Here is a 22,879-nt window from a genome sequence, read left to right as displayed (position 1 = left end):
CGCGATGCGAAACGCAGCGACGCGAAGGACTAAGAGAGCGGCGCAGCGATTTCGCATCGCGTCGTCGAGACAACAAAGGTTTGGAGAGGAGACACGATGAACGATCGACTGCATCAACCCGCGCAGCAGGCGATGCGCACCCGCGCCGTGACGGCCGCGGCCATCGGCACCGCGCTCGAATGGTTCGACTTCACGCTGTACGGCGCGCTCGCCGCGACCGTGCTGCCCAAGCTGTTCTTTCCCGCGATGGACGCGACGTCGGCCTTGCTGGCGTCGCTCGCAACATTCGGCGTCGGACTTGCGGCGCGGCCGCTCGGCGCGATCATCTGCGGACACCTGGGCGACAAGCTCGGCCGACGTAACCTGATGCTGGCGACCGTCTCCGTGATGGGCCTCTCGTCGATGCTGATGGGCCTGCTGCCGACTTACGCGAGCATCGGCGTATGGGCGCCGATGCTGCTCGTTTTGCTGCGTATTTTGCAGGGCTTCGCGCTGGGCGGCGAGTCGACGGGCGCGCAGCTCATGGCGATCGAACACGCGAGCGCCGACCGTCGCGGCAAGTACTCGGGGCTGCTCGGGCTGTGTTCGCCGCTCAGTCAGATCATGGCGAACGGCGTGTTGCTCGCGCTGTCTTCGACGATGTCGGCGGAATCGTTCGACAGCTACGGGTGGCGCATTCCGTTCGTGCTGAGCTTCATTCTCGTGATCGTCGGCGTTTATATCCGGCTGCGCGTCAGCGAAACGCCCGCATTCGAAGCGCTGCGCAAGACGGAAGTCGTCGACGTCGGCAGTCCGCTGCGCGATGCGCTGCGTCTGCACTGGCGCACGGTGCTGCGCTGGATGCTGTTTTTCTGCGGCCCGGCGGCGATCTTTTATCTGATCGTCGTGTTCTCGCTGAGCTACGTGACGAAGACGCTCGGCGTGCCGAAGCAAACCGGCTTTCTGCTGCTGATGGGCGCGAACGTCTGCGCGATCGTCGGCGCGCTGGCGGGCGGCATGCTGAGCGACCGCATCGGCCGACGCAAGGCGCTCGCGCTGGGCTCGTGCATGACGCTGCTCGCGCTGTTTTTCTACTTCCAGATTCTCGATACGAAGAGCTTCATGCCGATGCTGCTCGCGATGGGCTTCTTTCTCGGTTTCACGCAATTTCAGAGCGGCATTCAGCCGGTCGCGTTCGCCGAAGCATTCCCGACGAACGTGCGTTATTCAGGCTCCGCGCTTGCCTATACGGGCGCCAATCTCGTCGCCGGCGGTCCGATGCCCGTGCTCGCCGTGTGGCTCTTCGCCGTGTGCAACGGCTCGCCGTGGGGCGTCGTGGCGGTATGCGTGGCATTCAACGTAATCTCGCTGATCGCGATTCTGAGCGCGCCCGAAACGCTCGGCATCGACATGAACCGCGCAGATTCGAAAGCGGAAGTCATGGGCGCTTCGTCGCACGGCTCGATGCAATCCCATTCTCATTGAAATGCAGGCTAAGAAGATGAAACCACTGGTGTATGTGCTGAACGGCTCGAACCTCAACATGCTCGGCAAGCGCGAGCCTCATCTGTACGGCACGACGACGCTCGCGCAGGTCAAGGAAAGAACGGAAGCGCTCGCGGAAGAACTCGGGCTGCGCTGCGAGTTCCGCCAGACGAATCATGAAGGCGTGATGGTCGACTGGTTGCAGGAAGCGTTCGAAGCGGACGCGGCTGTGATCATCAATCCCGCGGGTTTTTCGTTCGGGTCGATTCCCGTGCTGGATGCCGTGAAGCTGATTCGTCAGCCGGTGATCGAAGTGCACATCACCAACATTCATCAGCGCGACGAGCAGTATCGTCATTCGCTGATTTCACTGGCGGCGCGCGGTGTGATTTGTGGATTGGGCGTGGATGGGTATCTGCTGGCGATGCGGGCGGTTGCGAACTGCATAACGCAACAGCACTAGAACCGGTCGATCATCCCCAACTGCACGCCTCGCACCGACGCACCCGGCCACGACGGTGCGAGGCCCGTCACGTTCACGCCTTTAAGCGTGAATTCACCTTCACCGCGATTTCGCAACCAGCCAGCGCTCGCATAGAGCAGCACACGCTTCGACAGATCGTATTCGCAAGCCGCGCTGAACTGGTCGGCGTTGTCGTCGCCGCCGGAGCGATCGCGCAGATACGCGTAACCGATGGACGCACGAAACCGCGCGTTGACTGCATAGCGCGCCGATACCGATACGCCGTCGTTGTGATAACGCGGCGTGCCGCCGTCGCCATTGAAGAACGACACGAAGCCCGTCACCGGTCCATATACATACGACACGCCGCCGAGGTTCGCCCGTAACGCGCCGTCGCCATGCGTCTGCTGATGCGCGTACGACACGCGAAACGGGCCGTTGCGCCACGCGAAGGTTTCGATGTGCCCGGCGAGGCCGTTGCCGTCGTCATCGGCGGGATCGCGCAGCATTGCCATGACGGTCGTCGAAAAGCCGTGGAATTCCGGCGAGAGATACGTGATCGCATTGCTCGCGTACGGCGTGATCTTCGACAGATTGTTGAGCCCCGAAGCGATCGTGCCTGCGCCGAACGCGTCGAGTTGTCCTTTGAACGGAATGTAGATCGGCGAGTACTGACGGCCGATGCGCACCGTGCCATACGGCGTGCCGGCACCGACCCACGCCTGACGATTGAAGATCGTATTCGCGACAGCCAGCGAGCCGTTGCCCGAACTGAAGCCGTTCTCCAGATCGAACAGAATCTTCACGCCGTTGCCGATATCTTCCGCGCCACGCACGCCGACGCGCGAGCCGCGATACGCGCCCGAATCCATGCGCGCGACGTAGCCTGCGCCGGGATTCGTGATTTCGATGCTGGTGTCGAGTGCGCCATAGAGCGTGACGGACGATTGCGCGTGCGCGCGCGTGGCGAACGCGACTGTCACTAGCGCGACGGACGCGAGTAGAGAACGTTTCATGAGGGAAGAAGAGAGAAGCTTGCCGCCGACGTAAAGCTCAAGCTGATGAAACTGAAGCGCGCACAGCCAGGCGCGCTCCAGCTTCCCGCTGCCTGCGTTATTGCGGCAGCGCGTAGGCGATCACGTAATCGCCGCGATCCGGCGACTGGCGTGCGCCGCCCGCCGAGATCACGATGTACTGCTTGCCGTTGAGCACATAGCTCATCGGCGTGCCCTGACTGCCGACGGGCAGCCGCGCCTTCCAGACTTCCTTGCCCGTCGAGCTGTCGAACGCGCGCAGGTAGTAGTCCTGGGTCGCCGCGAAGAACACGAGGCCACCGCCCGTGCTGAGCGAGCCGCCGATGGTCGGCATGCCGATCGGCGTCGGCATGTGCATCTGCACGCCCCACAGACGCGTGTCGCGCACTGTGCCGAGCGGCACTTGCCACGCGATGCTGCGCGTCTTCAGGTCGATGGCCGTCAGGCTGCCGAACGGCGGCTTCTGGCACGGAATGCCGAGCGGCGAGAAGAAGCGGTCCTTCGTCACCGAATAGGGCGTGCCGCCGAGCGGCACCGCGCCCATGCCTGCGTTCACCGCTTCATTGCCGTTCGACGTGCCGCCGCGTTTCTCTTCCTTGACGAGATGGACCCACAGACCGAGACGCATATCGTTCGCGAAGATCATCTGCGAGTTCGGGTCGTACGAGAGACCGCCCCAGTTCATGCCGCCGAGCGAGCCCGGGAAGCTCAACGACGTGTCGGTATCCGGCGCTGTGAACAGGCCGTCATAGCGCATGCCGTGGAAGACGATGCGGCACATCATCTGGTCGATGGGCGTCATGCCCCACATGTCCGCGCCCTTCAGCACTTCCGCGCCGATCTGCGGCATGCCGACCGACAGCGGCTGCGTCTTCGCATACGGCTCGCCCGGAATCGTCGCGGATTTCACGGGCTGTTCGACCACCTTCGTCAGCGGCTTGCCCGTCAGACGATCGAGCACGAACAGTTGGCCCATCTTCGTGCCGACGATCAGCGCGGGTACGTTCTTGCCGTCGACGGGGAAATCGACGAGCGTCGGTTGCATCGGCACGTCGTAGTCCCACAGATCGTGATGGACTGTCTGGAAGTGCCACTTCTCCTCGCCTGTCGTTGCGTCGAGCGCGAGAATCGACGCTCCGTACTTCTCGTCGAGTTGCGTGCGCTTTACGCCCCACAGATCGATCGCCGCGCTGCCGACGGGCATGTACACCGTGTTCGACGTCGCGTCGTACGACATCGGCGCCCACACGTTCGGCGTCGAGCGCACGAAGGTCTTGCCGGGTGCGGGCGCCTGCTTGTCCTGCGGATTGCCCGGATCGAACGCCCACTTCATCGCGCCCGTCATCACATCGAAGCCGCGAATCACGCCGCCGGGCATATCGAGCGTTACGTTGTCCGCAACGCGGCCGCCCGTCACGACGGTCGTGCCCGCGACGGTCGGCGGCGACGTCAGTTCGTACAACGGGCTCGCCGCGCTGCCGAGCCCCGCCTTCAGATCGATCACGCCCTGATCGCCGAAGTCGGTGCAGAGCTTGCCCGTGTCGGCATCGAGCGCGACGAGCTTCGCGTCGATCGTGTTCATGAAGATCCGGCGACGGCACGCGGCATGTTCGTCTGCGAGCGCGACGGGGGTGACGGGCGTCGAACCGGTGACGCTCGGCTGCTGAACCGGCTTCGTTGCATCGAAGTAGGCGAGGCCGCGGCAGCGCACCCACACCGTTGTCTTCGTCGGGAATTCGTGACGCCACTTTTCGTGGCCGTTCGCGGCGTCGAGCGCGATCACCGTGTTGTGCGGCGAGCACACGAACAGCGTATCGCCGATCTGCAGCGGCGTTTCCTGATCTTCCGATCCGCCGCCCGTCGGGCTGAGCGGCACGTCGCCCGTGTGGTAGGTCCACGCGACCTGCAGGTTCTTCACGTTGCCGCGATCGATCTGCGTCGCGCCTGCGAAGCGGTCGCCGCCCGCCGAGTGTCCGTATGCGGTCCAGTCGCCCGAACCGCTGTCATGCTGCGCGCTCGCCACAGACGATTCCGTGCCGAACGTGCCGTGCGGAATGAACATGCCGTACACGAACAGCGCATTGCACGCGAGCAGCACGAGACCCGCTGTCCACGCGGCGCCCTTCGCCGGGCGCTTGCCCTCGAAGCCGCGCAGCATCGGATAAACGGGCGCGAGCAGCATGCCGATCATCGTGAACATGAAGATGCGCGCCTGCAGCGGCCAGAAATCGAAACCGCTTTCCCAGACGGCCCACAGCATGGTCGCGACGATCACGAGCGCGAAGATCGCACATGCCGAGGCTTTGCGGCGCGCGAGCTGGATGCCCGTCGCGCAGACGGCGAGACCCATCAGCAGGTAGTACCACGTGCCGCCGCGAGCGACGAGCAGCGCGCCGCCGATCGCGAAATACAGGCCGAGCAGCAGGCCGATTGCGCCGGCGAGTGTCAGGCCGACGCGCGCGGCCGTCGATATGGGCTTGGTTTCAGGTTGCTTGGACATTGCTTGTCTTCATGGATACGCAAAAGAGGGCACAGGCGCACAGTCGACGGGGACTGCGCGCACGCGTGCACCAGATCGTGTGATTGACGCGCGATGGGGCGGCTTGAGTAGCGTTCCCGTCAGGTGGTTGCCGCGTTGAACGCCGGATCGGTGCGTTCGGGCATGCGCGCCGGGCGATGGCTGGGCGCGACGAATTCGGAGTGAGCAAATGCCCGGTAAGTTACACAGGCATTTGCAACAAACTAACCAGTTCGTACATTTTAACGCAAAACACGCCGATGCCGCAGCGTCGACTGCACACGCTCCACGCGACGCATCCTTCCAGTTTCTTCAAGAGTCTTTTGCAGCGCCCCTTCTGTGACGCTCGCATACCCCGCTGCTAGACTTCAAGCACCGAAGTGAGAAGGCGCGTTACGCCTCGTGCGACGAGGGTTTGGGCGCGAAAAGCGATGAATATTCTGAAGCCAGTTACGTTGACCTTGATGCTGCTGTGCGGCACCGCGAACGCGGGCACGCTGCAATCCAACGGCAATTCCGCCAATCATCGAATGAATGGGAGCGCGGCGCAGTGCGATTCCGTTACGTTCGCGACGGGCACGCCGCAGAATCGCGCGGCATGTCGAAGGATCTTTGCGCGCGAGGCGCGTCCGAACGTGCAGACGTCGCCGCTCACCGCATCCGATTACGCGTCCTGACGTGTATTGGCGCTGAGCGTGCTTGCCCGCACGACCAGCTCGAAGCCGACATCGACGATGCGCGGTTCCTTGTCGGCTTCAGGCAATTCGGCGCGCTCCATCAGTTCCTGCGCGATACGCAGGCCGATTTCCGTGGCGCGCGGTTGAACGGTCGTCAGCGGCGGCACGCATTCTTCGCTGAACGGCAGGTCGCCGAAACCGGCGACACGCAGCTGTTGCGGAACCGCGATGCCGCGCCGCTGTGCTTCGAACAGCACGCCTAGCGCGATGACATCGTTCGAACAGGCGATCGCGTCGATCTCCGGCATGCGTTGCAGGATGTCGGCCAATGCGTGCGCGCCTGCTTTCGGCGACGCGTCGCCGGGCGCGTCCTCGACATGCACCTCGATACCCGCTTTCAGCATCGTACGAGCGAAGCCCTCGCAGCGTTGCCGCGCCCGCACGTCGCTGTCCATCCGCGCGCCGATGAACGCGACGCGCCGCGCGCCGATCTCCAGCATGTGCCGCGCGACGGCTTCGCCCGCTGCGTGGTGCGAAAAACCGACCTGCAGATCGAACGGCTGTTCGCCGAGTTCCCACATCTCCGCGACGGGCGCGCGCGCCGAGCGCAACAGCGCGCGCGTTTCGTCGTCGTGACGGCAGCCGGTGACGACGAGCGCAGTCGGCGACCATGACAGGAACGTGCGCACGAGATCGGCTTCGCGGCCCGGCTGATATTCCGTTGCGCCGAGCAAAAGCTGATAGCCGTGGCGGTCGAACTCTTTCTGCATCGCAGCGACCGTCGCCGAAAAGAACGCATTGCCGAGCGACGGCACGACGACGCCGATGGCGCGCGTGCGTGCGGCGGCGAGACTGCCCGCCAGCAGATTGGGCACGTAGCCGAGCACGTCGATGGCCTGCTTGATGCGCGGCGCGATGCGTGGCGACACGGCCTCGGGATTGCGCAGAAACAGCGAAACAGAACTGGCGGACACGCGTGCGCGGGCGGCGACGTCATCCATCGTGACGCGGTTGGTGCTGCGCCGGGAGCGCGGTGCCTTGGCTGTCTGAGACATGGGCTGCAAGCGGTGAAAAGGGCAGGCGCCGGGTTCGGCGCGAAGCTTATATTGTAATTGCCGCAGCGCAACGAGTCATCTTCTCCGCACTAACCCTGGTATCGCTCGAAGAAATCGTAGCGCTATTATTTCGCAGCGCTGCGATTTTAGCGTTGCGACCTAAACAGCCTGGATTGACATGTCTTCTTCCGATCTCCGCTGCGTCCTCGACGCCCGTGCCCAACTCGGCGAATGTCCTCGCTGGGACGAGCGTGAGCGCGTGCTGTACTGGGTCGATATTCTCGAACCGGCGCTGCATCGCTTCGATCCCGCGACGGGCATCGACAAGGCATTTGCGCTGCCGGAGCACATCGGCTGCTTTTCGCTCGCTGAAGAAGGCGGCTTTATCGCGGGCTTGCGCTCGGGCGTCTGGTTGCTCGACGAAGCCGCGCGTCCCGTCCGGCAACTCGCCGCCAACCCGGAAGACGTTCGCACGAGCCGCTTCAACGATGGCCGATGCGATGCGTCAGGCCGTTTTTTCGCGGGCACGATCGACGAACCGAAGGCGGGCGGCAATGCGCATCTCTACCGGTTCGCGGACGGCGAACTGCAAGCGCTGAGCGCGGGCCTGCTGACGTCGAATGGCCTCGCGTTCAGTCCGGACAATCGTTGGCTCTATCACTCCGACACGCCCAACTTCACGATCTACCGCCGCGCGTACGACCTCGCGACGGGCGCATGCGGTGACGCCGAAGTATGGGCGCGAATCCAGCCGACGGCAGACGATCGCGGCCGCCCGGACGGCGCGGCCATCGACGCCGAAGGCTACTACTGGAGCGCGTTCTACGAAGGCGGGCGCGTGGTCCGCTTCGCGCCGGACGGTTCCGTCGATGCCGTGTATCCCGTGCCCGTGCGCTGCCCGACGATGTGCGCGTTCGGCGGCGACGATCTGCGCACGCTGTACATCACGTCGGCGCGCGCGGGCCGCAGCGCCGACGAACTCGAACGCGAGCCGCTGGCGGGCGGCCTGTTTGCGATGCGCACGGACGTGCCGGGGTTGCCCGAACCACGCTGGCGCGCATCTGCGTCCAAATCCGCATGAATTCACTCTCGACGGACCCTGACATGCCTGATCTGAAAGACTCTTCCCTGCTGCGCACGCAATGCCTGATCGGCGGCGAGTGGCGCGCGGCGCGCGACGGCCGCACCTTCGACGTCACCGATCCCGCGACGGGCGCGCTGATCGCCAGCGTGCCGTCGATGACAGCCGTCGAAACGCGCGAAGCCATCGCCGCAGCGGAAGCGGCGCTGCCCGCGTGGCGCGCGTTGACGGCCAAAGCGCGCGCCGCGTTGCTGCGCAAATGGCACGACCTGATGCTCGAACATCAGGACGATCTCGCGCTGCTGATGACGGCCGAACAAGGCAAGCCGCTCGCAGAAGCGAAAGCCGAGATCGCGTTTGCCGCGAGCTTCATCGAATGGTTCGCGGAGGAAGCGCGGCGTGTCGACGGCGATGTGATCGCGACGCCTGCAAACGACCGCCGGCTCGTGACGATCCGTCAGCCCGTCGGCGTGTGCGCGGCGATCACGCCGTGGAACTTCCCGGCCGCGATGATCACGCGCAAGGCAGGCCCGGCGCTCGCGGCAGGCTGCACGATGGTGCTCAAGCCTGCATCGCAGACGCCGTTCTCGGCGCTGGCGCTCGCCGTGCTGGCCGAACGCGCGGGCATCCCGGCGGGCGTGCTGAACGTCGTGACGGGCGATCCGCAGCCGATCGCCGAAGAACTCACGGGCAATCCTGTCGTGCGCAAGCTGTCGTTCACCGGCTCGACGGGCATCGGCGCGCGGCTGATGGAGCAGGGCGCTCGGCATATCCAGAAGTTGTCGCTGGAACTCGGCGGCAATGCGCCGTTCATCGTGTTCGACGATGCCGACCTCGACGCGGCCATCGAAGGCGCGCTGATCTCGAAGTACCGTAACGCCGGTCAAACCTGCGTGTGCGCAAACCGTTTCTACGTGCAGGCCGGCATCTACGAAGCGTTCGTCGACAAGCTCGCGACGCGCGTGCAGGCGCTGCGTTGCGGCGACGGACGCGAGCCGTCGACGCAGATCGGCCCGCTGATCGACGGCCGCGCGCTGGCCAAGGTGAGCGAACTCGTGACGGACGCCCGCGCGCAAGGCGCGAAAGTGCTGTGCGGCGGCGAAGCGCTCGCGCTCAACGACGACAGCACGCCGCGCCACTACGCGCCGACCGTGCTGACGAACGTCACACCGTCGATGCGCGTCGCGCGCGAAGAAATCTTCGGCCCCGTCGCGCCCGTCATGCGCTTCACCGACGAGCAGGACGTGATCGCGCTCGCCAACGACACCGAGTTCGGTCTCGCCAGCTACTTCTACACGCGCGACATGGCACGCGTCTGGCGTGTGGCGGAAGCACTGGAGTTCGGCATGGTCGGCATCAACACCGGATTGATCTCGACGGCGGAAGCGCCGTTCGGCGGCGTGAAGCAGTCGGGCGTCGGACGCGAGGGTTCAAAATACGGCATCGACGAATATCTGGAAATGAAGTACCTGTGCATGCAAGTGGCGTAAGCGCCCGGCGGATTTCGTAAGGCACCGGACGCGCTTTAACGCTCGCACAGAAATCGCAGCGCTGCGAAAATAGCGTCCGGTTGCCGGGTGATCGCCCACACGAAGCCCGAAAACAACCTCAAAGGGATGAGGAGACAATGATTTTCACCATACTGAGTTTTGCGTTTTTTACCGCGCTGGTCGGCTTCGTGTCGTACCTGTTCACGCGGCGCGCGAAGGATCACGGCGCGCGCGGCTACTTCATGGCGAGCGGCGGACTCACAGGCTGGTTCATCGCCGGCTCGATGATGCTGACCAATCTTTCGGCCGAGCAGATGGTGGGTCTGAACGGCGACGCCTACGCGCACAACCTGTCGGCGATGGCGTGGGAATGCACGGCTGCTGTGGCGACCGTCGCGCTCGCGATGTTCTTCCTGCCGCGCTATCTCCGTGGCGGCTTTTCGACCTTGCCGCAATTCCTCGAAGAGCGTTTCGATTCGACGACGCGTCGCGTGGTCAGCGCGTTCTTCGTGATCGGCTACATGCTGGTCGCGAATCCGTCGGGTCTGTATCTCGGCGCGATCACGTTCAACCAGGTGTTCGGCGTGCAGGCGCTGCTCGGCACGTCGTACGCGAGCACGATCACGATTCTCGTGTGGATGTCGGGGATCATCGGCGCGCTGTATGCGATTTTCGGCGGACTGCGCGCGGTCGCCGTGTCGGACACGATCAACGGCGTCGGCCTGCTGGTCGCCGGTCTGATGGTGCCTGTGCTCGGCCTGTTCGCGCTCGGTCACGGCGACTTCTTCGCGGGCGTGCACACCATCGCGACGCAAGCGCCCGAGAAACTCTCCGCCATCGGCGGCCCGCACGATTCGGTGCCGTTCGGCACGCTGTTCACGGGGATGATCTTCGCGAACCTGTTCTACTGGTGTACGAACCAGGCGATCGTGCAGCGCACGTTCGCAGCGAAAAGCCTCGCGGAAGGTCAGAAGGGCGTGCTGCTGTCGGGCCTGATGAAGCTGCTCGTGCCGCTCGTCATGATGCTGCCGGGCGTGGTCGCGTTTCATCTGTATGCGCAGCATCCGCTGGGCCGTCCGGACCTCGCGTATCCGCAACTCGTCACCGACGTGCTGCCGTGGTGGGCCAAAGGCTTCTTTATCGCAGTGCTGTTCGGCACGGTGATGAGCCACTTCAACGCCGTGATCAACAGCACGGCGACGCTGATCGCATTCGACTTCTATCGCGTGTGGAAACCCGAAGCGAGCGATGAAAAGCTGATCCGCGTCGGCAAGACGGCAAGCGTCGTGATCGCCGTCGTGTCGCTGCTCGTCGCGCCGCTGCTGATGTACGCGCCGGACGGCATCTACACGGTGATGCGCCGCTTCACCGGCTTCTACAACATCCCCATCATCGCCGTCGTGCTGGTGGGCTTCTTCAGCAAGAAGATCGGCGCGTTCCCCGCGAAGATGGTGTTGCTGCTGCATGTGATCGTCTACACGCTCGGCATTCTCGTGTTCCAGGTCGACAAGCTGCTCGGCATCAACTTCATCCACATCATGGGCATTCTGTTCGTGTGCGAAGTCACGCTGATGGTGGTGCTCGGCATGCGCCACCAACGCGCGAAGGTCTACGAGCCGCAGCTGCGTCAAACGGGCGATCTCACGCCGTGGCGTCATGCCAGCACGATGAGCGTGTTCCTGCTCGCGATGCTGGTGAGCATCTACCTGACGCTGTCGCCGATCGGTGTCGCGCGGCATGGCGGCGTGACGACCCAGTACGAAGTCCTGATGGTGCTGACGTGGTGTGTGGCGATCGGACTGGTCGCGCTGTTCCGTCGACGTGCATCGGCGGGCGGGCGCGCGCTGGCGTGGAACCAGTCGCCGAGCGAATCGAACGGACACTGAACGAAACGTATCAACTGATTGCATTAAACCCAACGCAATAGCAAGGTAAAGCTGATGAACTGGCAGACAGAAGCGGGCGGCAAACTCGTGTTGCGCGTGGCAGGCCGCACGCTCTTCGAACATGCGCCGGATGCGCCCGCAGTGTTCGTGGGACACGGCGTCGAGACGATCGACATGTACCGCGGCAACTTCGACATCAGCGACTACGTCGAAGAGCGCGTCGCACTGCGCGATGCGCGCTTCACGCAGCAAGCAGACGGCAGCGCGCGCATCGAACTGGCGCGCAATGCGGAAGCCGCTGGCGAACTGACGATCGTCGCCAGCGAGTCGGCACACGGCGTGCAGCTTGCGTTGTCCACGTCGGGCGACGCGATCAACCGCGTCTGGTGGCGTGTACCCGCGCAACGCGATGAACACGTGTGGGGCTGCGGCGAGCAGATGTCGTACTTCGATCTGCGCGGCCGCAACTTTCCGCTGTGGACGTCGGAGCCGGGCGTTGGCCGCGACAAGAGCACGCATCTGACGTGGCAGGCCGACACAACCTCGAAATCAGGCGGCGACTACTACAACACGAACTATCCGCAGCCGACGTTCGTGTCGTCGCAGAAGTACTGTCTGCACGCAGAAACGACGGCCTACGCGGACTTCGATTTCCGTCACGACGAGCGCCACGAACTGCAATTCTGGGCCGTTCCCGAGCGGCTCGAATTCATCCTCGCCGACGATTTCATCACGCTCGTCGAGCGCATTTCGCAACGCTTCGGTCGTCAGCCCGCGCTGCCTGCATGGGTGATGGACGGCGCGATCCTCGGCCTGAAGAACGGCCGCGATCACGCGCAGACGATCATGGAACAAAGCCGTGCAGCGGGCCTGAAAGTGAGCGGCCTGTGGTGCGAAGACTGGGTCGGCATCCGGCAGACGTCGTTCGGCAAGCGTCTCTTCTGGGACTGGCGCTGGAACGAAACGCGCTATCCCGATCACGCCGAATGGGTGAAGCAGCTGAACGCAGACGGCGTGCGTTTTCTCGGCTACGTGAACCCGTATCTGTGCAACGACGGCACGCTGTACGGCGAAGCGAAGGCAGCGGGCTACCTCGCAACGCGCGAAGACGGCAGCGATTACCTGGTCGACTTCGGCGAGTTCGATTGCGGCGTAGTGGACTTCACGAATCCCGCGGCGGCGCGCTGGTTCGAAGAGCGCGTGATCCGCGACGAGATGCTGAACAAAGGGCTCGACGGCTGGATGGCGGACTTCGGCGAATATCTGCCGACGGACGTGACGCTTGCCAACGGCATCGATGCAAAGCTGATGCACAACGCGTGGCCGACGCTGTGGGCGCAGGTCAACGCACGCGCGATCGAAGGCGCGGGCCGCACGGGCGACGCCGTGTTCTTCATGCGCGCGGGCTACACGGGCGTGCAGGCGCATTGTCCGCTGCTGTGGGCAGGCGACCAGTCCGTCGACTTCACACGTCACGATGGCTTGCAGACGGTGATCTGCGGCGCGCTGTCGTCTGGTTTGCTGGGCAATGCGTATCACCATAGCGATATCGGCGGATATACGAGCCTGTTCGGCAACACGCGCACGCCCGAACTGTTCCAGCGCTGGGCCGAAATGGCCGCCTTCACGCCGATGATGCGCACGCACGAAGGCAATCGTCCCGATTCGAATTTCCAGTTCTGGCAGGACGCCAATGTGCTCGCGCACTTCGCACGGATGACGCGCGTGTTCGTCGCGCTCAAGCCGTATGTGCAAGGTCTCGTCGATGAAGCGGCGGCGCGCGGTCTGCCGTTGCAGCGTCCACTGTTCCTGCATTACGAGCACGATCAGGCGACGTACGCGATCCAGGACCATTACCTGTACGGCCGCGATCTGCTCGTCGCGCCGGTGCATGCGGCCAACGCCACGCAATGGCGTGTGTATCTGCCGCAAGGCGATGCGTGGACGCATCTGTGGAGCGGCACGCGTTACGAAGGCGGCCAGCATGTCGACGTCGCCGCGCCGCTCGGCGAGCCGCCTGTTTTCGTTCGACATGGCGCGGCGCGCGAGGCGCAACTGCTTGAACTGGCGAAGGACGCAGCGTGAGCCTCAGTCCGTTCCTGCACCATCTGCTGTTCGCGGCGTGCGTCGCGACCGCGACGTTCACGCAAAGCCTGACGGGATTCGCGTTCGGCCTCGTGCTGCTCGGCCTCGTCGCGGTGTTTCATCTCGCGCCGCTGCCTGTCGCGGCCAACGTGGTGACGGTGATGGTGCTCGCCAACGCGGCCTTGCTCGTGCGCGGCGTGCCTGATTTGCCGCGCCGTCTGCTTGCGCCTTCATATGGCAGCAGCCTGGTCGGCGTCGCAATCGGCGCATGTCTGCTCGCATGGCTGTCCGATAACGCGATCGGCGTGGTGCGCTTCGCACTGGGACTCGCGATTCTCGCGTGCAGCCTGTTGCTCGTCGTGCAGACGAAGCCGCGCGCGCAGGTTGCGTCGCCCGGCACGTTCGCTTTCTACGGCTGTATTTCCGGCGTAATGGGCGGCGTGTTCGCGAGCGCCGGTCCGCCGATGGTGTTCCACCTCTATCGCCAGCCGCTCGATCGCGTGGTCGTGCGCGACACGCTGGTGCTGCTGTTCGCAGTGAATGCCGTGCTACGGCTCGTGATCGTGCTCGCACAAGGGCGTTTCGATGCAGCGTCGCTGGCGCTGAGCGCAGAAGCGTTGCCCGTCGTGCTGACGGTCACGTGGCTCGCGCGCCGCTATCCGCCCAACTGGTCGCCGACGGCAGTGCGGCGCGTCGTCTTCGTGCTGCTGGCGATCGCCGGCGCGAGCCTCGTGGCGCCCGCCGTCACCGGCGCGACCGCGCAGGCGCACGCGAAGGTCAGCGCGGCATCCCATCAACTTCGTAATTTCACGGCGTGACTATCGTGCAACAAAAGCTCAAACAACTCAGCGAACTGCGCAGCCAGCGATGGCTTGCACCCGACGACATGCGCTCGTTCGCGCATCGTCAGCGTCTGCAGCAAATGGGTTTGCGCCGCGAAGAATTCATGTCGCGGCCAGTGATCGGGATCATCAATACGTGGAGCGACCTGTCGCCGTGTCATGCGCATCTGCGCGAGCGCGCCGAAGCCGTGAAGCGTGGCATTCTGCAGGCGGGCGGCATGCCGTTCGAGTTGCCCGCGATGTCGCTCGGCGAAGTGATGGTCAAGCCGACCACGATGATCTACCGCAACTTCCTCGCGATGGAAACGGAAGAGCTGTTGCGCTCGCTGCCCATCGACGGCGCGGTGTTGATGGGCGGCTGCGACAAGACCACGCCGGGCCTGCTGATGGGCGCGCTGTCGGCGGATCTGCCGTGCATCTTCGTGCCTGCGGGCCCGATGCTCAACGACCGTCATCGCGGCCAGGCCGTCGGCGCGGGCACGCACACGAAGAAGTTCTGGGACGAGTATGTGGCGGGCAATATCGAACAACCCGAGTGGATCTCGCTCGAAGCGCGCATGACGCGCGCGCCCGGCACCTGCAACACGATGGGCACCGCGAGCACGATGACGTCGATCGTCGAGGCGATGGGCTTCACGCTGCCCGGCGCGACCAGCATTCCCGCGATGGACGCGTCGCATACGCGCATGTGTTCGTCGAGCGGCGAGCGCATCGTCGGCATGGTGTGGGAAGACCTCAAGCCGAGTCGCTTCTTCAATCGCAAGTCGGTGGAAAACGGCATCGTTACGTATATGGCGCTCGGCGGTTCGACCAACGCCGCGATTCACACGATTGCGATCGCAGGCCGTGGCAACGTGCCGCTGACGCTCGACGACATCGCGCGCGTCGGCAAGAACATTCCCGTGCTCGCCGATGTGTTCCCGTCCGGCAAGCGCCTGATGGAAGACTTCTATTACGCGGGCGGCCTGCCTGCATTGCTGAGCGGCGTGAAGGAATTTCTGTCGCTCGACTGCGTGACGGTGACGGGCACGACGCTCGGCGAGAACATCGCGCGCTTCGAGTCGGGCCAGCGTCCGCAGGGCGAAGACGCGATCCGTCCGTTGAACGATCCCGTCAGCGAACGCGGCGCGCTCGGCGTGCTGCGCGGCAATCTCGCACCGAATGGCGCCGTCATCAAGCCGAGTGCGGCGAGTCCGCATCTGATGAAGCATCGCGGCCGCGCACTCGTGTTCGATTCGATCGCCGAGATGAACGCGAAGATTCATTCGCCCGATCTCGACGTCGATGCCGATACCGTGCTCGTGCTGCGCGGCGGCGGGCCGATCGGCGCGCCCGGCATGCCCGAATGGGGCAATCTGCCGATTCCGAAAAAGCTGCTCGCAGCAGGCGTGCGCGACATGGTCCGCATTTCCGATGCGCGCATGAGCGGCACGCACTACGGCACCTGCGTGCTGCACGTGTCGCCCGAATCGGCGGCGGGTGGACCGCTCGCGCTGATCCGCACGGGCGACATGATCGAACTCGACGTGGAAGCGGGGCGTCTCGACGTGATGCTTTCCGACGAAGAACTCGCGCGTCGCCGCGAAGACTGGCGTGCGCCGCCGAACCCGCGCAAGCGCGGCTATATCCGCCTCTATGTCGAACAGGTTTCGCAAGCGGACAAGGGTTGCGACTTCGACTTCCTGACGGGCTTCGAAGAACCCGTCGAACCGTCGATCTTCTGAACACAGGATCAATAGACATGGCCAACAGAATCAAGCAGGACCCCACGCGCAACGCCTTTCGTGACGCGCTGAAGCACAAGGACAACAGCACGATGCGCGCGAAGCCGCTCGGCACGTGGCTCATGTCCGGCTCGGCGGCTTCGGCGGAAGCATTCGGTCACGCGGGCTTCGACTGGCTGCTGATCGACATGGAACACGCGCCGCTCGAATTCACGGATGTGCTGCGCATGTTGCAGGCTGTCGAGTGCGGCGGCGCAGCGCCTATCGTGCGACTTGCGCGCAACGACGCGACGCTCGCGAAGCGCGCGCTCGACATGGGCGCGCCCACGCTGATGTTCCCGTACGTGCAGAGCCCCGAAGAAGCGCGTGCTGCCGTTGCATCGATCAAGTTTCCGCCGCTCGGCACGCGCGGTTTCGCGGCGATGCATCGCGCGAGCCGCTACGGAACGTGGAGCGAATTCGGCAAGCGCGCGAATGAAGCTACCGCCTGCATCGTGCAGCTGGAAACGCCCGAGGCCGTTGCGCAACTCGAAGCGATTGCGGCCGTGCCGGGCGTCGATGCGCTCTTCGTCGGGCCTGGCGATCTGTCCGCGGCGATGGGCAAGATCGGCAATCTCGCGGACGCCGAAGTGCGTGCCGTGCTCGCCGATTGTGCGCGTCGCGCGAACGCTGTCGGCATGCCCATCGGCATCGTCGGACCGACGCCCGCGATGGTGCGCGAGTTCGCGGAAATGGGCTACGACTACGTCGCGATTGCATCGGACATGGGCATGATGATGCGTCAGGCGAATGCGTTCATCGCCGAAATGGATCAGGTGCAAGCCAACGCGAATGCGGGCGGGCCGTACTGATCATGTCGAACGCACCCGAACTGTTCGCGCTGGAAAACGACGCCTGGCAAGTGCGCGTTGCGCCGTCGCTGGGCGGCGCGATCGTCGATGCGCGCTGGCATGGCCGCGACGTGTTGCGGCCGACGCCCGCTGCCGAACTGGAAGCGTGCAACGTCCGCAAGACGGCGTGCTATCCGCTCGTGCCGTTTTCGAATCGCATCGCGTTCGGCACGTTCAGGTTCGGCGATGCGCGTTACACGCTCGCGAAGAATCTCGCGGGAATGGCGCACGCGATTCACGGCGTCGGCTTTCAGCAGGCGTGGTCCGTGCACGCGAGCGACGCGAACAGCATCGACCTCAGGATCGCGCATGCGCCCGACGAGCATTGGCCGTTCGCATTCGAAGCACAGCAGCGCATCGCGATTGAAGACGACACGTTGACGCTGAGCATGCGCATCACGAACACGGACTCGCGCGCGACGCCCTGCGGTGCGGGCTGGCATCCGTTCTTTCCGCTCGATACGGCGTCGGGCGAGACGCATTTGCACACCGCGTGGACGTCGATGCTGGTCAGCGACGCGAACGATCTGCCGTGCGCGAGCACGCCGCCGCCGCAATTCGGCGCACTCGACAACACGGTCGTCGACAACTGCTTTACCGGCTGGAGCGGCAGCGCACGTATCGACACGCCGCATCATCGCATCTCTATCGACGCGAACGACACATTGCGTTGCGCGGTGCTGTTCAGGCCCGCCGGCCAGACGTTTTTCGCATTCGAGCCGGTGAGCCACGCAAACAACGCGCTCAACGGCAACGAGCCGCCGATGCATGTGCTCGCGCCGCGCGAGACGCTCGAAGCACGCATGACGCTGGCAATGGAATCACTCAGGAGACAGGCATGAATTCAACCCGTCCGCTGTATCCGGCGCTCGCCGGGCAAGTGGCGTTCGTATCGGGCGGCGCATCGGGCATCGGCGAGGCGATCGTCGAGGCTTTCTGGGAGCAGGGCGCGCAGGTCGCGTTTTGCGATCTCGACGAGCAGGCGGGCAACGCGTTGTGCGAGCGGCTCGGCAGCGCGAACGAAGGCGCGTCGTCCGTCAAGCGTTTGCGTCCCTGGTTCGCGCGCTGCGACGTGCGCGATATCGACGCCTATCGCAACGTGCTCGATGAAGCCGCGCGCGCGCTCGGACCGATCCGCACGCTCGTGAACAACGCGGGCCGCGATACGCGCCACGCACTCGACGATCTCTCCGTCGATATGTGGAACGAGATGCTCGCCGTCAATCTCACGCATCACGTGTTCGCGACGCAGCGGGTGGCGCCCGGCATGCGCGCGGCAGGCGGCGGATCGATCGTGAACCTCGGCTCGATTTCGTGGCTGCGCGGACGTCCGAATCTGATCGGCTACACGGCTTCGAAGGCGGCGATCTCGGGCATCACGCGCACGCTCGCGCGCGAACTCGGCGACGGCGGCATTCGCGTGAACGCAGTGCTGCCGGGCGCGGTCGTTACGGCACGTCAGACGGCGCTGTGGCGCGACCCTGCCGCCGACCAGCAGTTTCTCGATCTGCAATGCCTGAAGTTTCGCGTCGAGCCCGCGCATATCGCGGACTCGGTGCTGTTTCTCGCGAGTCCGCAAGCAGCGGCGATCACGGGCCAGAACCTGATCGTCGATGCGGGACTTGCGCAGGTATCCGTCGTCGGATAGTCGGACCGACAGCGGCGCCGCCCTCGCATCACTAGAAGAACCACAAAACCAAAGGATTCTGGAGACTTTCTGATGCTTCACACGAAAAAGTGCCTGAAACAGGGCGCGTGGGCGCGCTCGTGCCTGCGAAACGGATTAACGGTCGCCGCATTGACGGTAGCGGGCCACACGTCTGCGTGGGCGCAATCGACGCTCACGCTATACGGCATCGTCGATTCGGCCGTGCAGTATGGCAAGTTCAACGACACCGTCGGCGCAACGGCGATGGCGGCGAGCGGCAACCTGCAGGCATCGCGCTTCGGCTTTCGCGGCAGCGAAGACCTGGGCGGCGGATATCGCGCGAACTTCCAGCTCGAAACGGGCTTCAACACGTACACGGGCGTAGGCGGAGGCGCGACGATGTTCAATCGCGGCGCGTCGGTCGGATTGTCGAGCGCGAAGTACGGCAGCGTCGATGCAGGCTTCATGTACCTGCCGATCTACTGGGTGTTCCTCGCTTCGGACGTCGCGACCTACGGCCTGTCGAATCCCGCCGCGATCATGTCGCTCGAACATACGGTGACGCTCGGCAAGTCGGGCACGGGTGGCTTCTATCCGAACGCGGTGCGCTATCGCACGCCGAACTTCAATGGCCTGACGAGCGAAATCGGCTATTCGTTTGGCGCGCAGAATGCGTCGGGTCAAACGGCGGATGGCCGCAATATCGGCGTCAACGTGATGTACCAGCGTTTCGGCGCGATGCTCGGTTACGGCTTCAACCGCTACCAGTACTACTCGAATACGAGCACGCTGACGGCATCGTCGCAACTGACGCATGTGTTCGCCGCGACGTACGGTTATAGCGGCAATTTCATCGGCGCGAACTACATCTATTCGAAGCGCACCGACGCGACCAACTGGTTTGCATCGGCGTTTCTCATCAACGCGAAGATTCCGGCGGGACCGGGCGATATCGAACTGGGCGTCGCGCGCCGTATCGAGAACGCCGAAGCGCGCGCGATGGCCTACAACGCGGGCTATGTGTACTTCCTGTCGAAGCGTACGCAGCTTTACGGCTACGCGTCGATGATCACCAACAACAGCCATTCTAGTCAGGGCTTCGCGCTGCTCAATTCCACTTACTCGACGGTCACGCCGGGCTTCGACCCGTGGGCCGTGACGGTGGGTTTGCGCACGTCGTTCTGATGTCTGCGTGTGCGGGTTCACGCAGGAACTCGCACACTCTTTTCACCTGAAGGAGATTCCATGACTGAGCCTTTGAGATACGGCGTAATCGGTGCCGGCATGATGGGACAGGAGCATCTTCGCAACATCGCGCTATTGCCGAACGCGGTCGTCACCGCGCTGGCGGATCCGCACGCCGAGTCGGTCGCGTCTGCCACGAAGACCCTGGGACGCGAAGTCGAAGTGTTCGCGGATTATCGCGATCTGCTCGAAAGCAAGGCTTGCGACGTGCTCGTCGTGGCGACGCCGAACGATACGCACCGCGCCGTTCTCGAAGACATTCTCGTCGCGCCGACTCCATTTCCGACGCTGATCGAAAAGCCGATCTGCACGACGATCGAGGATTGCCGGCATCTCGCCGAAGCCGCGCAAGGCTATCGCGCGCCGCTGTGGGTCGGCATGGAATACCGTTACATGCCGCCGCTCACGGCGATGATCGACGAGATCAATGCCGGGCAAATCGGCGACCTGAAAATGTTCTCGATCCGCGAGCATCGTCATGCGTTTCTGACGAAGGTCGGCAACTGGAACCGTTTTGCCGCGCGCACGGGCGGGACGCTCGTCGAGAAGTGCTGCCACTTCTTCGACCTGATGCGACTGGTGGTCGACGACGAAGCGGTGCGCGTGTTTGCGTCAGGCGCCGCCGACGTGAATCATCGCGACGAAGTTTATGACGGGCAGGTGCCCGACATGATCGACAACGCGTATGTCGTGGTCGAGTTCAAAAGCGGTCGTCGCGCGAGTCTCGATCTGTGCATGTTCGCGGATGGCGCGTACTGGCAGGAGGAGTTTTCGGCTGTCGGCGACAAGGGCAAGGTCGAGTGCTTCGTGCCGGGCGCGGGCAAACATTGGCCGGGGCGCGGCGAGCGTCAGGCGGAACTGGTCGTCAGTCCGCGCGATCCGAAGGGACCGGTGCGGAGCACGGTGGAAGTCGATGAAAAACTGCTGAGCCTCGGCGCGCATCATGGCTCGACGTACTTCGAGCATCTCGGCTTCCAGCAATCGGTACTGCAAGGCGCGCCCGTCAAGGTCTCGGTGGAAGATGGGCTGAAGGCGGTCGTGATCGGCCTCGCGGCGGAACAGTCGATCCGCGAAAAGCGGGTTGTGCAGATCGACGGATTGACGCTGCACTAATCTGGAACGCTCCTGACTCGAATTGAGTCAGGGGCGTAATTGATCTGTTTGCTCCAATTACGCTTGTTGTTGGTTTTCATTGGCAATCGTTTGCGCGGCAATTGGAGTAGCGCTAAGCTAACGGCTCATGTGCTCGGGTACTTCTTACCGCATGGATGTCAATCCCATCAAGACCGTCGATTCCACGCAAACACGCGTTATAAAAGGGATCGCGGCAATATTCTGCACGGCAAACGTTTGCATTCCGGCGAGATGCGAACATTATTGAAAAAGCAGAGTGCTTTTCAATTTCCACTGCGAAAATTCGAATGAAAAGTATGAGCAATTCCGTTGTTAATTGTTCATACAAAGTAGATACTGTCACGCAAAGTACACAGAGAAATATTAGCGTGCAGGGTTTCTTCATACACTGGCTCGCCTCGCCATGCATCCAGCGTTTTCGCGGTTTCGTCATTCGTCGACGCAGAGAGATCCGCGCTCTGCCGGCGACCTGTGCCAGGAAGTTCCAGCTGTCGATGCAGAGGATCCCAACTCACGCGTGATGGAAATCTTCTCGTCGCGCAGCGATATGAAGAGCCTCGCCGTGCTCGAAAGCGGTCGTCCAATCGGCCTCATCAATCGCGATATCTTTCTGTCGCAGATGAGCAAGCCGTTTCACCGCGAGCTTTACGACAAGAAGAGTTGTATCGCGTTCATGGACAAGGAGCCGCTCGTCGTCGACGCGGACATGAGCATCGAAGCGCTGACCTTCAAGACAGTCGAGGTCGGTGAAAAGGCCTTGGTGGACGGCTTCGTCGTGACGCGCGATGGCCATTTCGCGGGACTCGGAAGCGGCTTGCAGCTACTCGGCGCAGTCGCCGAAATGCAGGCGGAAAAGAATCGCCAGATCATGCAGAGCATCGAATATGCAAGCGTGATCCAGCAGGCGATGCTGCGCGCTTCGCGCGAGACGCTCGCTGCACACCTGCCCGAAGCGGCGCTCGTGTGGGAGCCGCGCGATGTGGTCGGCGGGGACTTCTATCATTTCGCTGCCTTTCCGCACGGCTGGTTCGGCGCGACGGCGGATTGCACGGGGCACGGCGTGCCGGGCGCGTTCATGACGCTGCTCGCTTCGGCGTCGCTGTCGCAGGCACTCGAACAGATCGGTCCGCGCGACCCCGCTGCGCTGCTCGCGGCCGTCAACCGCAATGTGAAGGGCCTGCTGGGCCAGGTGCATAGCGCGGCTGAAGTGCCGCAATCGAATGATGGTCTCGATGCTGCGTTCTTCTGGTTCGATGCACGGGAAAGCCAGTTGCATTTCGCGGGCGCGCGGATCGCGCTGCACATTCTCGCGCCGGACTCGGACCAGTTCGAAACGATCGCGGCGGACCGTATGGGCGTCGGCTATGTCGACAGTCTTGCGGACTACACGTGGCAGTTGCGCAAACTGTCGGTGCCGCGTGGCAGCCTCGTGTTTATCTGCACGGATGGATTGATCGATCAGATTGGCGGTCCGCGCAGTATTTCGTTCGGGCGACGTCGCGCACTGGATCTGATTGTGAAGAACCGCGCCGAATCGCCCGCGGCAATCTGCGAAAAACTGCGGCATGCGCTCGCCGAATGGCAGGGCGCACAACCGCGTCGCGATGACCTTACCCTGTTTTGTGCCCGCATTACCGACTAAT

The 22,879-nt window shown here is 63.7% G+C and carries 18 protein-coding genes; 15 read left to right on the top strand and 3 right to left on the bottom strand.

Features of this window, described 5'->3' with window-relative positions; genetic code table 11:
• Positions 1–96 precede the first annotated feature (96 nt).
• Together QEN71_RS38815 and QEN71_RS38810 are read left to right on the top strand one after the other, a co-directional pair.
• Positions 97–1,464 carry an MFS transporter gene (locus QEN71_RS38815; protein ID WP_201649676.1) on the top strand — a complete coding sequence of 456 codons (1,368 nt, stop codon included), beginning with the start codon at positions 97–99 and terminating at the stop codon, positions 1,462–1,464.
• Between the two features lie 16 nt (positions 1,465–1,480).
• Positions 1,481–1,927, top strand: a complete 447-nt coding sequence (locus QEN71_RS38810; RefSeq protein ID WP_201649677.1) for a type II 3-dehydroquinate dehydratase — start codon at positions 1,481–1,483, stop codon at positions 1,925–1,927.
• Here QEN71_RS38810 and QEN71_RS38805 read toward each other — a convergent pair.
• Together QEN71_RS38805 and QEN71_RS38800 are read right to left on the bottom strand one after the other, a co-directional pair.
• Entirely contained in the window at positions 1,924–2,943 is a 1,020-nt protein-coding gene (locus QEN71_RS38805) for a porin (RefSeq protein ID WP_201649678.1), read from the bottom strand. The genes QEN71_RS38810 and QEN71_RS38805 overlap by 4 nt on opposite strands.
• 97 nt (positions 2,944–3,040) lie before the next feature.
• Positions 3,041–5,461 (bottom strand): membrane-bound PQQ-dependent dehydrogenase, glucose/quinate/shikimate family, encoded by a 2,421-nt coding sequence (locus QEN71_RS38800; protein ID WP_201649679.1) that lies wholly within the window; start codon positions 5,459–5,461, stop codon positions 3,041–3,043.
• A 449-nt stretch (positions 5,462–5,910) separates the two neighbouring features.
• Here QEN71_RS38800 and QEN71_RS38795 point away from each other — a divergent pair, with 449 nt between their 5' ends.
• Positions 5,911–6,156 carry a hypothetical protein gene (locus QEN71_RS38795; protein WP_201649680.1) on the top strand — a complete coding sequence of 82 codons (246 nt, stop codon included), beginning with the start codon at positions 5,911–5,913 and terminating at the stop codon, positions 6,154–6,156.
• Here QEN71_RS38795 and QEN71_RS38790 read toward each other — a convergent pair.
• Positions 6,144–7,211 carry a LacI family DNA-binding transcriptional regulator gene (locus QEN71_RS38790; protein ID WP_201649681.1) on the bottom strand — a complete coding sequence of 356 codons (1,068 nt, stop codon included), beginning with the start codon at positions 7,209–7,211 and terminating at the stop codon, positions 6,144–6,146. The two genes, QEN71_RS38795 and QEN71_RS38790, sit on opposite strands and share 13 nt — an antisense overlap.
• Positions 7,212–7,389: 178 nt before the next feature.
• Here QEN71_RS38790 and QEN71_RS38785 point away from each other — a divergent pair, with 178 nt between their 5' ends.
• The 12 genes from QEN71_RS38785 (at position 7,390) to QEN71_RS38730 (ending at position 22,878) form a co-directional block, all read left to right on the top strand.
• Complete coding sequence (locus QEN71_RS38785; protein WP_201649682.1) at positions 7,390–8,292, top strand: SMP-30/gluconolactonase/LRE family protein; 903 nt, start codon at positions 7,390–7,392, stop codon at positions 8,290–8,292.
• A gap of 23 nt (positions 8,293–8,315) precedes the next feature.
• Positions 8,316–9,782, top strand: a complete 1,467-nt coding sequence (locus tag QEN71_RS38780; protein ID WP_201649683.1) for an NAD-dependent succinate-semialdehyde dehydrogenase — start codon at positions 8,316–8,318, stop codon at positions 9,780–9,782.
• Positions 9,783–9,919: 137 nt separating this feature from the next.
• Positions 9,920–11,668 (top strand): solute:sodium symporter family transporter, encoded by a 1,749-nt coding sequence (locus tag QEN71_RS38775; RefSeq protein WP_201649684.1) that lies wholly within the window; start codon positions 9,920–9,922, stop codon positions 11,666–11,668.
• A 54-nt stretch (positions 11,669–11,722) separates the two neighbouring features.
• Entirely contained in the window at positions 11,723–13,753 is a 2,031-nt protein-coding gene (locus tag QEN71_RS38770; RefSeq protein ID WP_201649685.1) for an alpha-glucosidase, read from the top strand.
• Positions 13,750–14,571: a sulfite exporter TauE/SafE family protein gene (locus QEN71_RS38765; RefSeq protein ID WP_233471761.1), complete on the top strand. Its 822-nt coding sequence runs from the start codon at positions 13,750–13,752 to the stop codon at positions 14,569–14,571. The genes QEN71_RS38770 and QEN71_RS38765 overlap by 4 nt, the downstream gene beginning before the upstream one ends.
• Positions 14,568–16,319 carry an L-arabinonate dehydratase gene (gene araD / locus QEN71_RS38760; protein ID WP_377790542.1) on the top strand — a complete coding sequence of 584 codons (1,752 nt, stop codon included), beginning with the start codon at positions 14,568–14,570 and terminating at the stop codon, positions 16,317–16,319. The genes QEN71_RS38765 and araD overlap by 4 nt, the downstream gene beginning before the upstream one ends.
• Before the next feature lie 17 nt (positions 16,320–16,336).
• Positions 16,337–17,170: an HpcH/HpaI aldolase family protein gene (locus QEN71_RS38755; protein WP_233471762.1), complete on the top strand. Its 834-nt coding sequence runs from the start codon at positions 16,337–16,339 to the stop codon at positions 17,168–17,170.
• A 2-nt stretch (positions 17,171–17,172) separates the two neighbouring features.
• On the top strand, positions 17,173–18,051 hold the full coding sequence (locus tag QEN71_RS38750) for an aldose 1-epimerase (protein WP_201649687.1): 879 nt from the start codon (positions 17,173–17,175) through the stop codon (positions 18,049–18,051).
• Positions 18,048–18,857, top strand: a complete 810-nt coding sequence (locus QEN71_RS38745; protein ID WP_201649688.1) for an SDR family NAD(P)-dependent oxidoreductase — start codon at positions 18,048–18,050, stop codon at positions 18,855–18,857. The genes QEN71_RS38750 and QEN71_RS38745 overlap by 4 nt, the downstream gene beginning before the upstream one ends.
• A 72-nt stretch (positions 18,858–18,929) precedes the next feature.
• The gene (locus tag QEN71_RS38740; RefSeq protein ID WP_201649689.1) at positions 18,930–20,042 is read left to right on the top strand and encodes a porin; all 1,113 of its coding nucleotides are present in this window, start codon (positions 18,930–18,932) and stop codon (positions 20,040–20,042) included.
• A gap of 60 nt (positions 20,043–20,102) precedes the next feature.
• On the top strand, positions 20,103–21,215 hold the full coding sequence (locus tag QEN71_RS38735; RefSeq protein ID WP_201649690.1) for a Gfo/Idh/MocA family protein: 1,113 nt from the start codon (positions 20,103–20,105) through the stop codon (positions 21,213–21,215).
• Between the two features lie 541 nt (positions 21,216–21,756).
• On the top strand, positions 21,757–22,878 hold the full coding sequence (locus QEN71_RS38730; RefSeq protein ID WP_233471766.1) for a SpoIIE family protein phosphatase: 1,122 nt from the start codon (positions 21,757–21,759) through the stop codon (positions 22,876–22,878).
• Position 22,879 lies beyond the last annotated feature (1 nt).

Source organism: Paraburkholderia sabiae (genome assembly GCF_030412785.1).
GTDB classification, from domain to species: Bacteria; Pseudomonadota; Gammaproteobacteria; order Burkholderiales; family Burkholderiaceae; genus Paraburkholderia; species Paraburkholderia sabiae.
This window is presented reverse-complemented; position numbering and strand designations above follow the sequence as displayed.

Bases quoted from the DNA above. Each gene is read 5' to 3' on its own strand.
- QEN71_RS38815 (WP_201649676.1), top strand. From the start codon at position 97: ATGAACGATCGACTGCATCAACCCGCGCAGCAGGCGATGCGCACCCGC.
- QEN71_RS38810 (WP_201649677.1), top strand. From the start codon at position 1,481: ATGAAACCACTGGTGTATGTGCTGAACGGCTCGAACCTCAACATGCTC.
- QEN71_RS38805 (WP_201649678.1), bottom strand. From the start codon at position 2,943: ATGAAACGTTCTCTACTCGCGTCCGTCGCGCTAGTGACAGTCGCGTTC.
- QEN71_RS38800 (WP_201649679.1), bottom strand. From the start codon at position 5,461: ATGTCCAAGCAACCTGAAACCAAGCCCATATCGACGGCCGCGCGCGTC.
- QEN71_RS38795 (WP_201649680.1), top strand. From the start codon at position 5,911: ATGAATATTCTGAAGCCAGTTACGTTGACCTTGATGCTGCTGTGCGGC.
- QEN71_RS38790 (WP_201649681.1), bottom strand. From the start codon at position 7,211: ATGTCTCAGACAGCCAAGGCACCGCGCTCCCGGCGCAGCACCAACCGC.
- QEN71_RS38785 (WP_201649682.1), top strand. From the start codon at position 7,390: ATGTCTTCTTCCGATCTCCGCTGCGTCCTCGACGCCCGTGCCCAACTC.
- QEN71_RS38780 (WP_201649683.1), top strand. From the start codon at position 8,316: ATGCCTGATCTGAAAGACTCTTCCCTGCTGCGCACGCAATGCCTGATC.
- QEN71_RS38775 (WP_201649684.1), top strand. From the start codon at position 9,920: ATGATTTTCACCATACTGAGTTTTGCGTTTTTTACCGCGCTGGTCGGC.
- QEN71_RS38770 (WP_201649685.1), top strand. From the start codon at position 11,723: ATGAACTGGCAGACAGAAGCGGGCGGCAAACTCGTGTTGCGCGTGGCA.
- QEN71_RS38755 (WP_233471762.1), top strand. From the start codon at position 16,337: ATGGCCAACAGAATCAAGCAGGACCCCACGCGCAACGCCTTTCGTGAC.
- QEN71_RS38750 (WP_201649687.1), top strand. From the start codon at position 17,173: ATGTCGAACGCACCCGAACTGTTCGCGCTGGAAAACGACGCCTGGCAA.
- QEN71_RS38745 (WP_201649688.1), top strand. From the start codon at position 18,048: ATGAATTCAACCCGTCCGCTGTATCCGGCGCTCGCCGGGCAAGTGGCG.
- QEN71_RS38740 (WP_201649689.1), top strand. From the start codon at position 18,930: ATGCTTCACACGAAAAAGTGCCTGAAACAGGGCGCGTGGGCGCGCTCG.
- QEN71_RS38735 (WP_201649690.1), top strand. From the start codon at position 20,103: ATGACTGAGCCTTTGAGATACGGCGTAATCGGTGCCGGCATGATGGGA.
- QEN71_RS38730 (WP_233471766.1), top strand. From the start codon at position 21,757: ATGGAAATCTTCTCGTCGCGCAGCGATATGAAGAGCCTCGCCGTGCTC.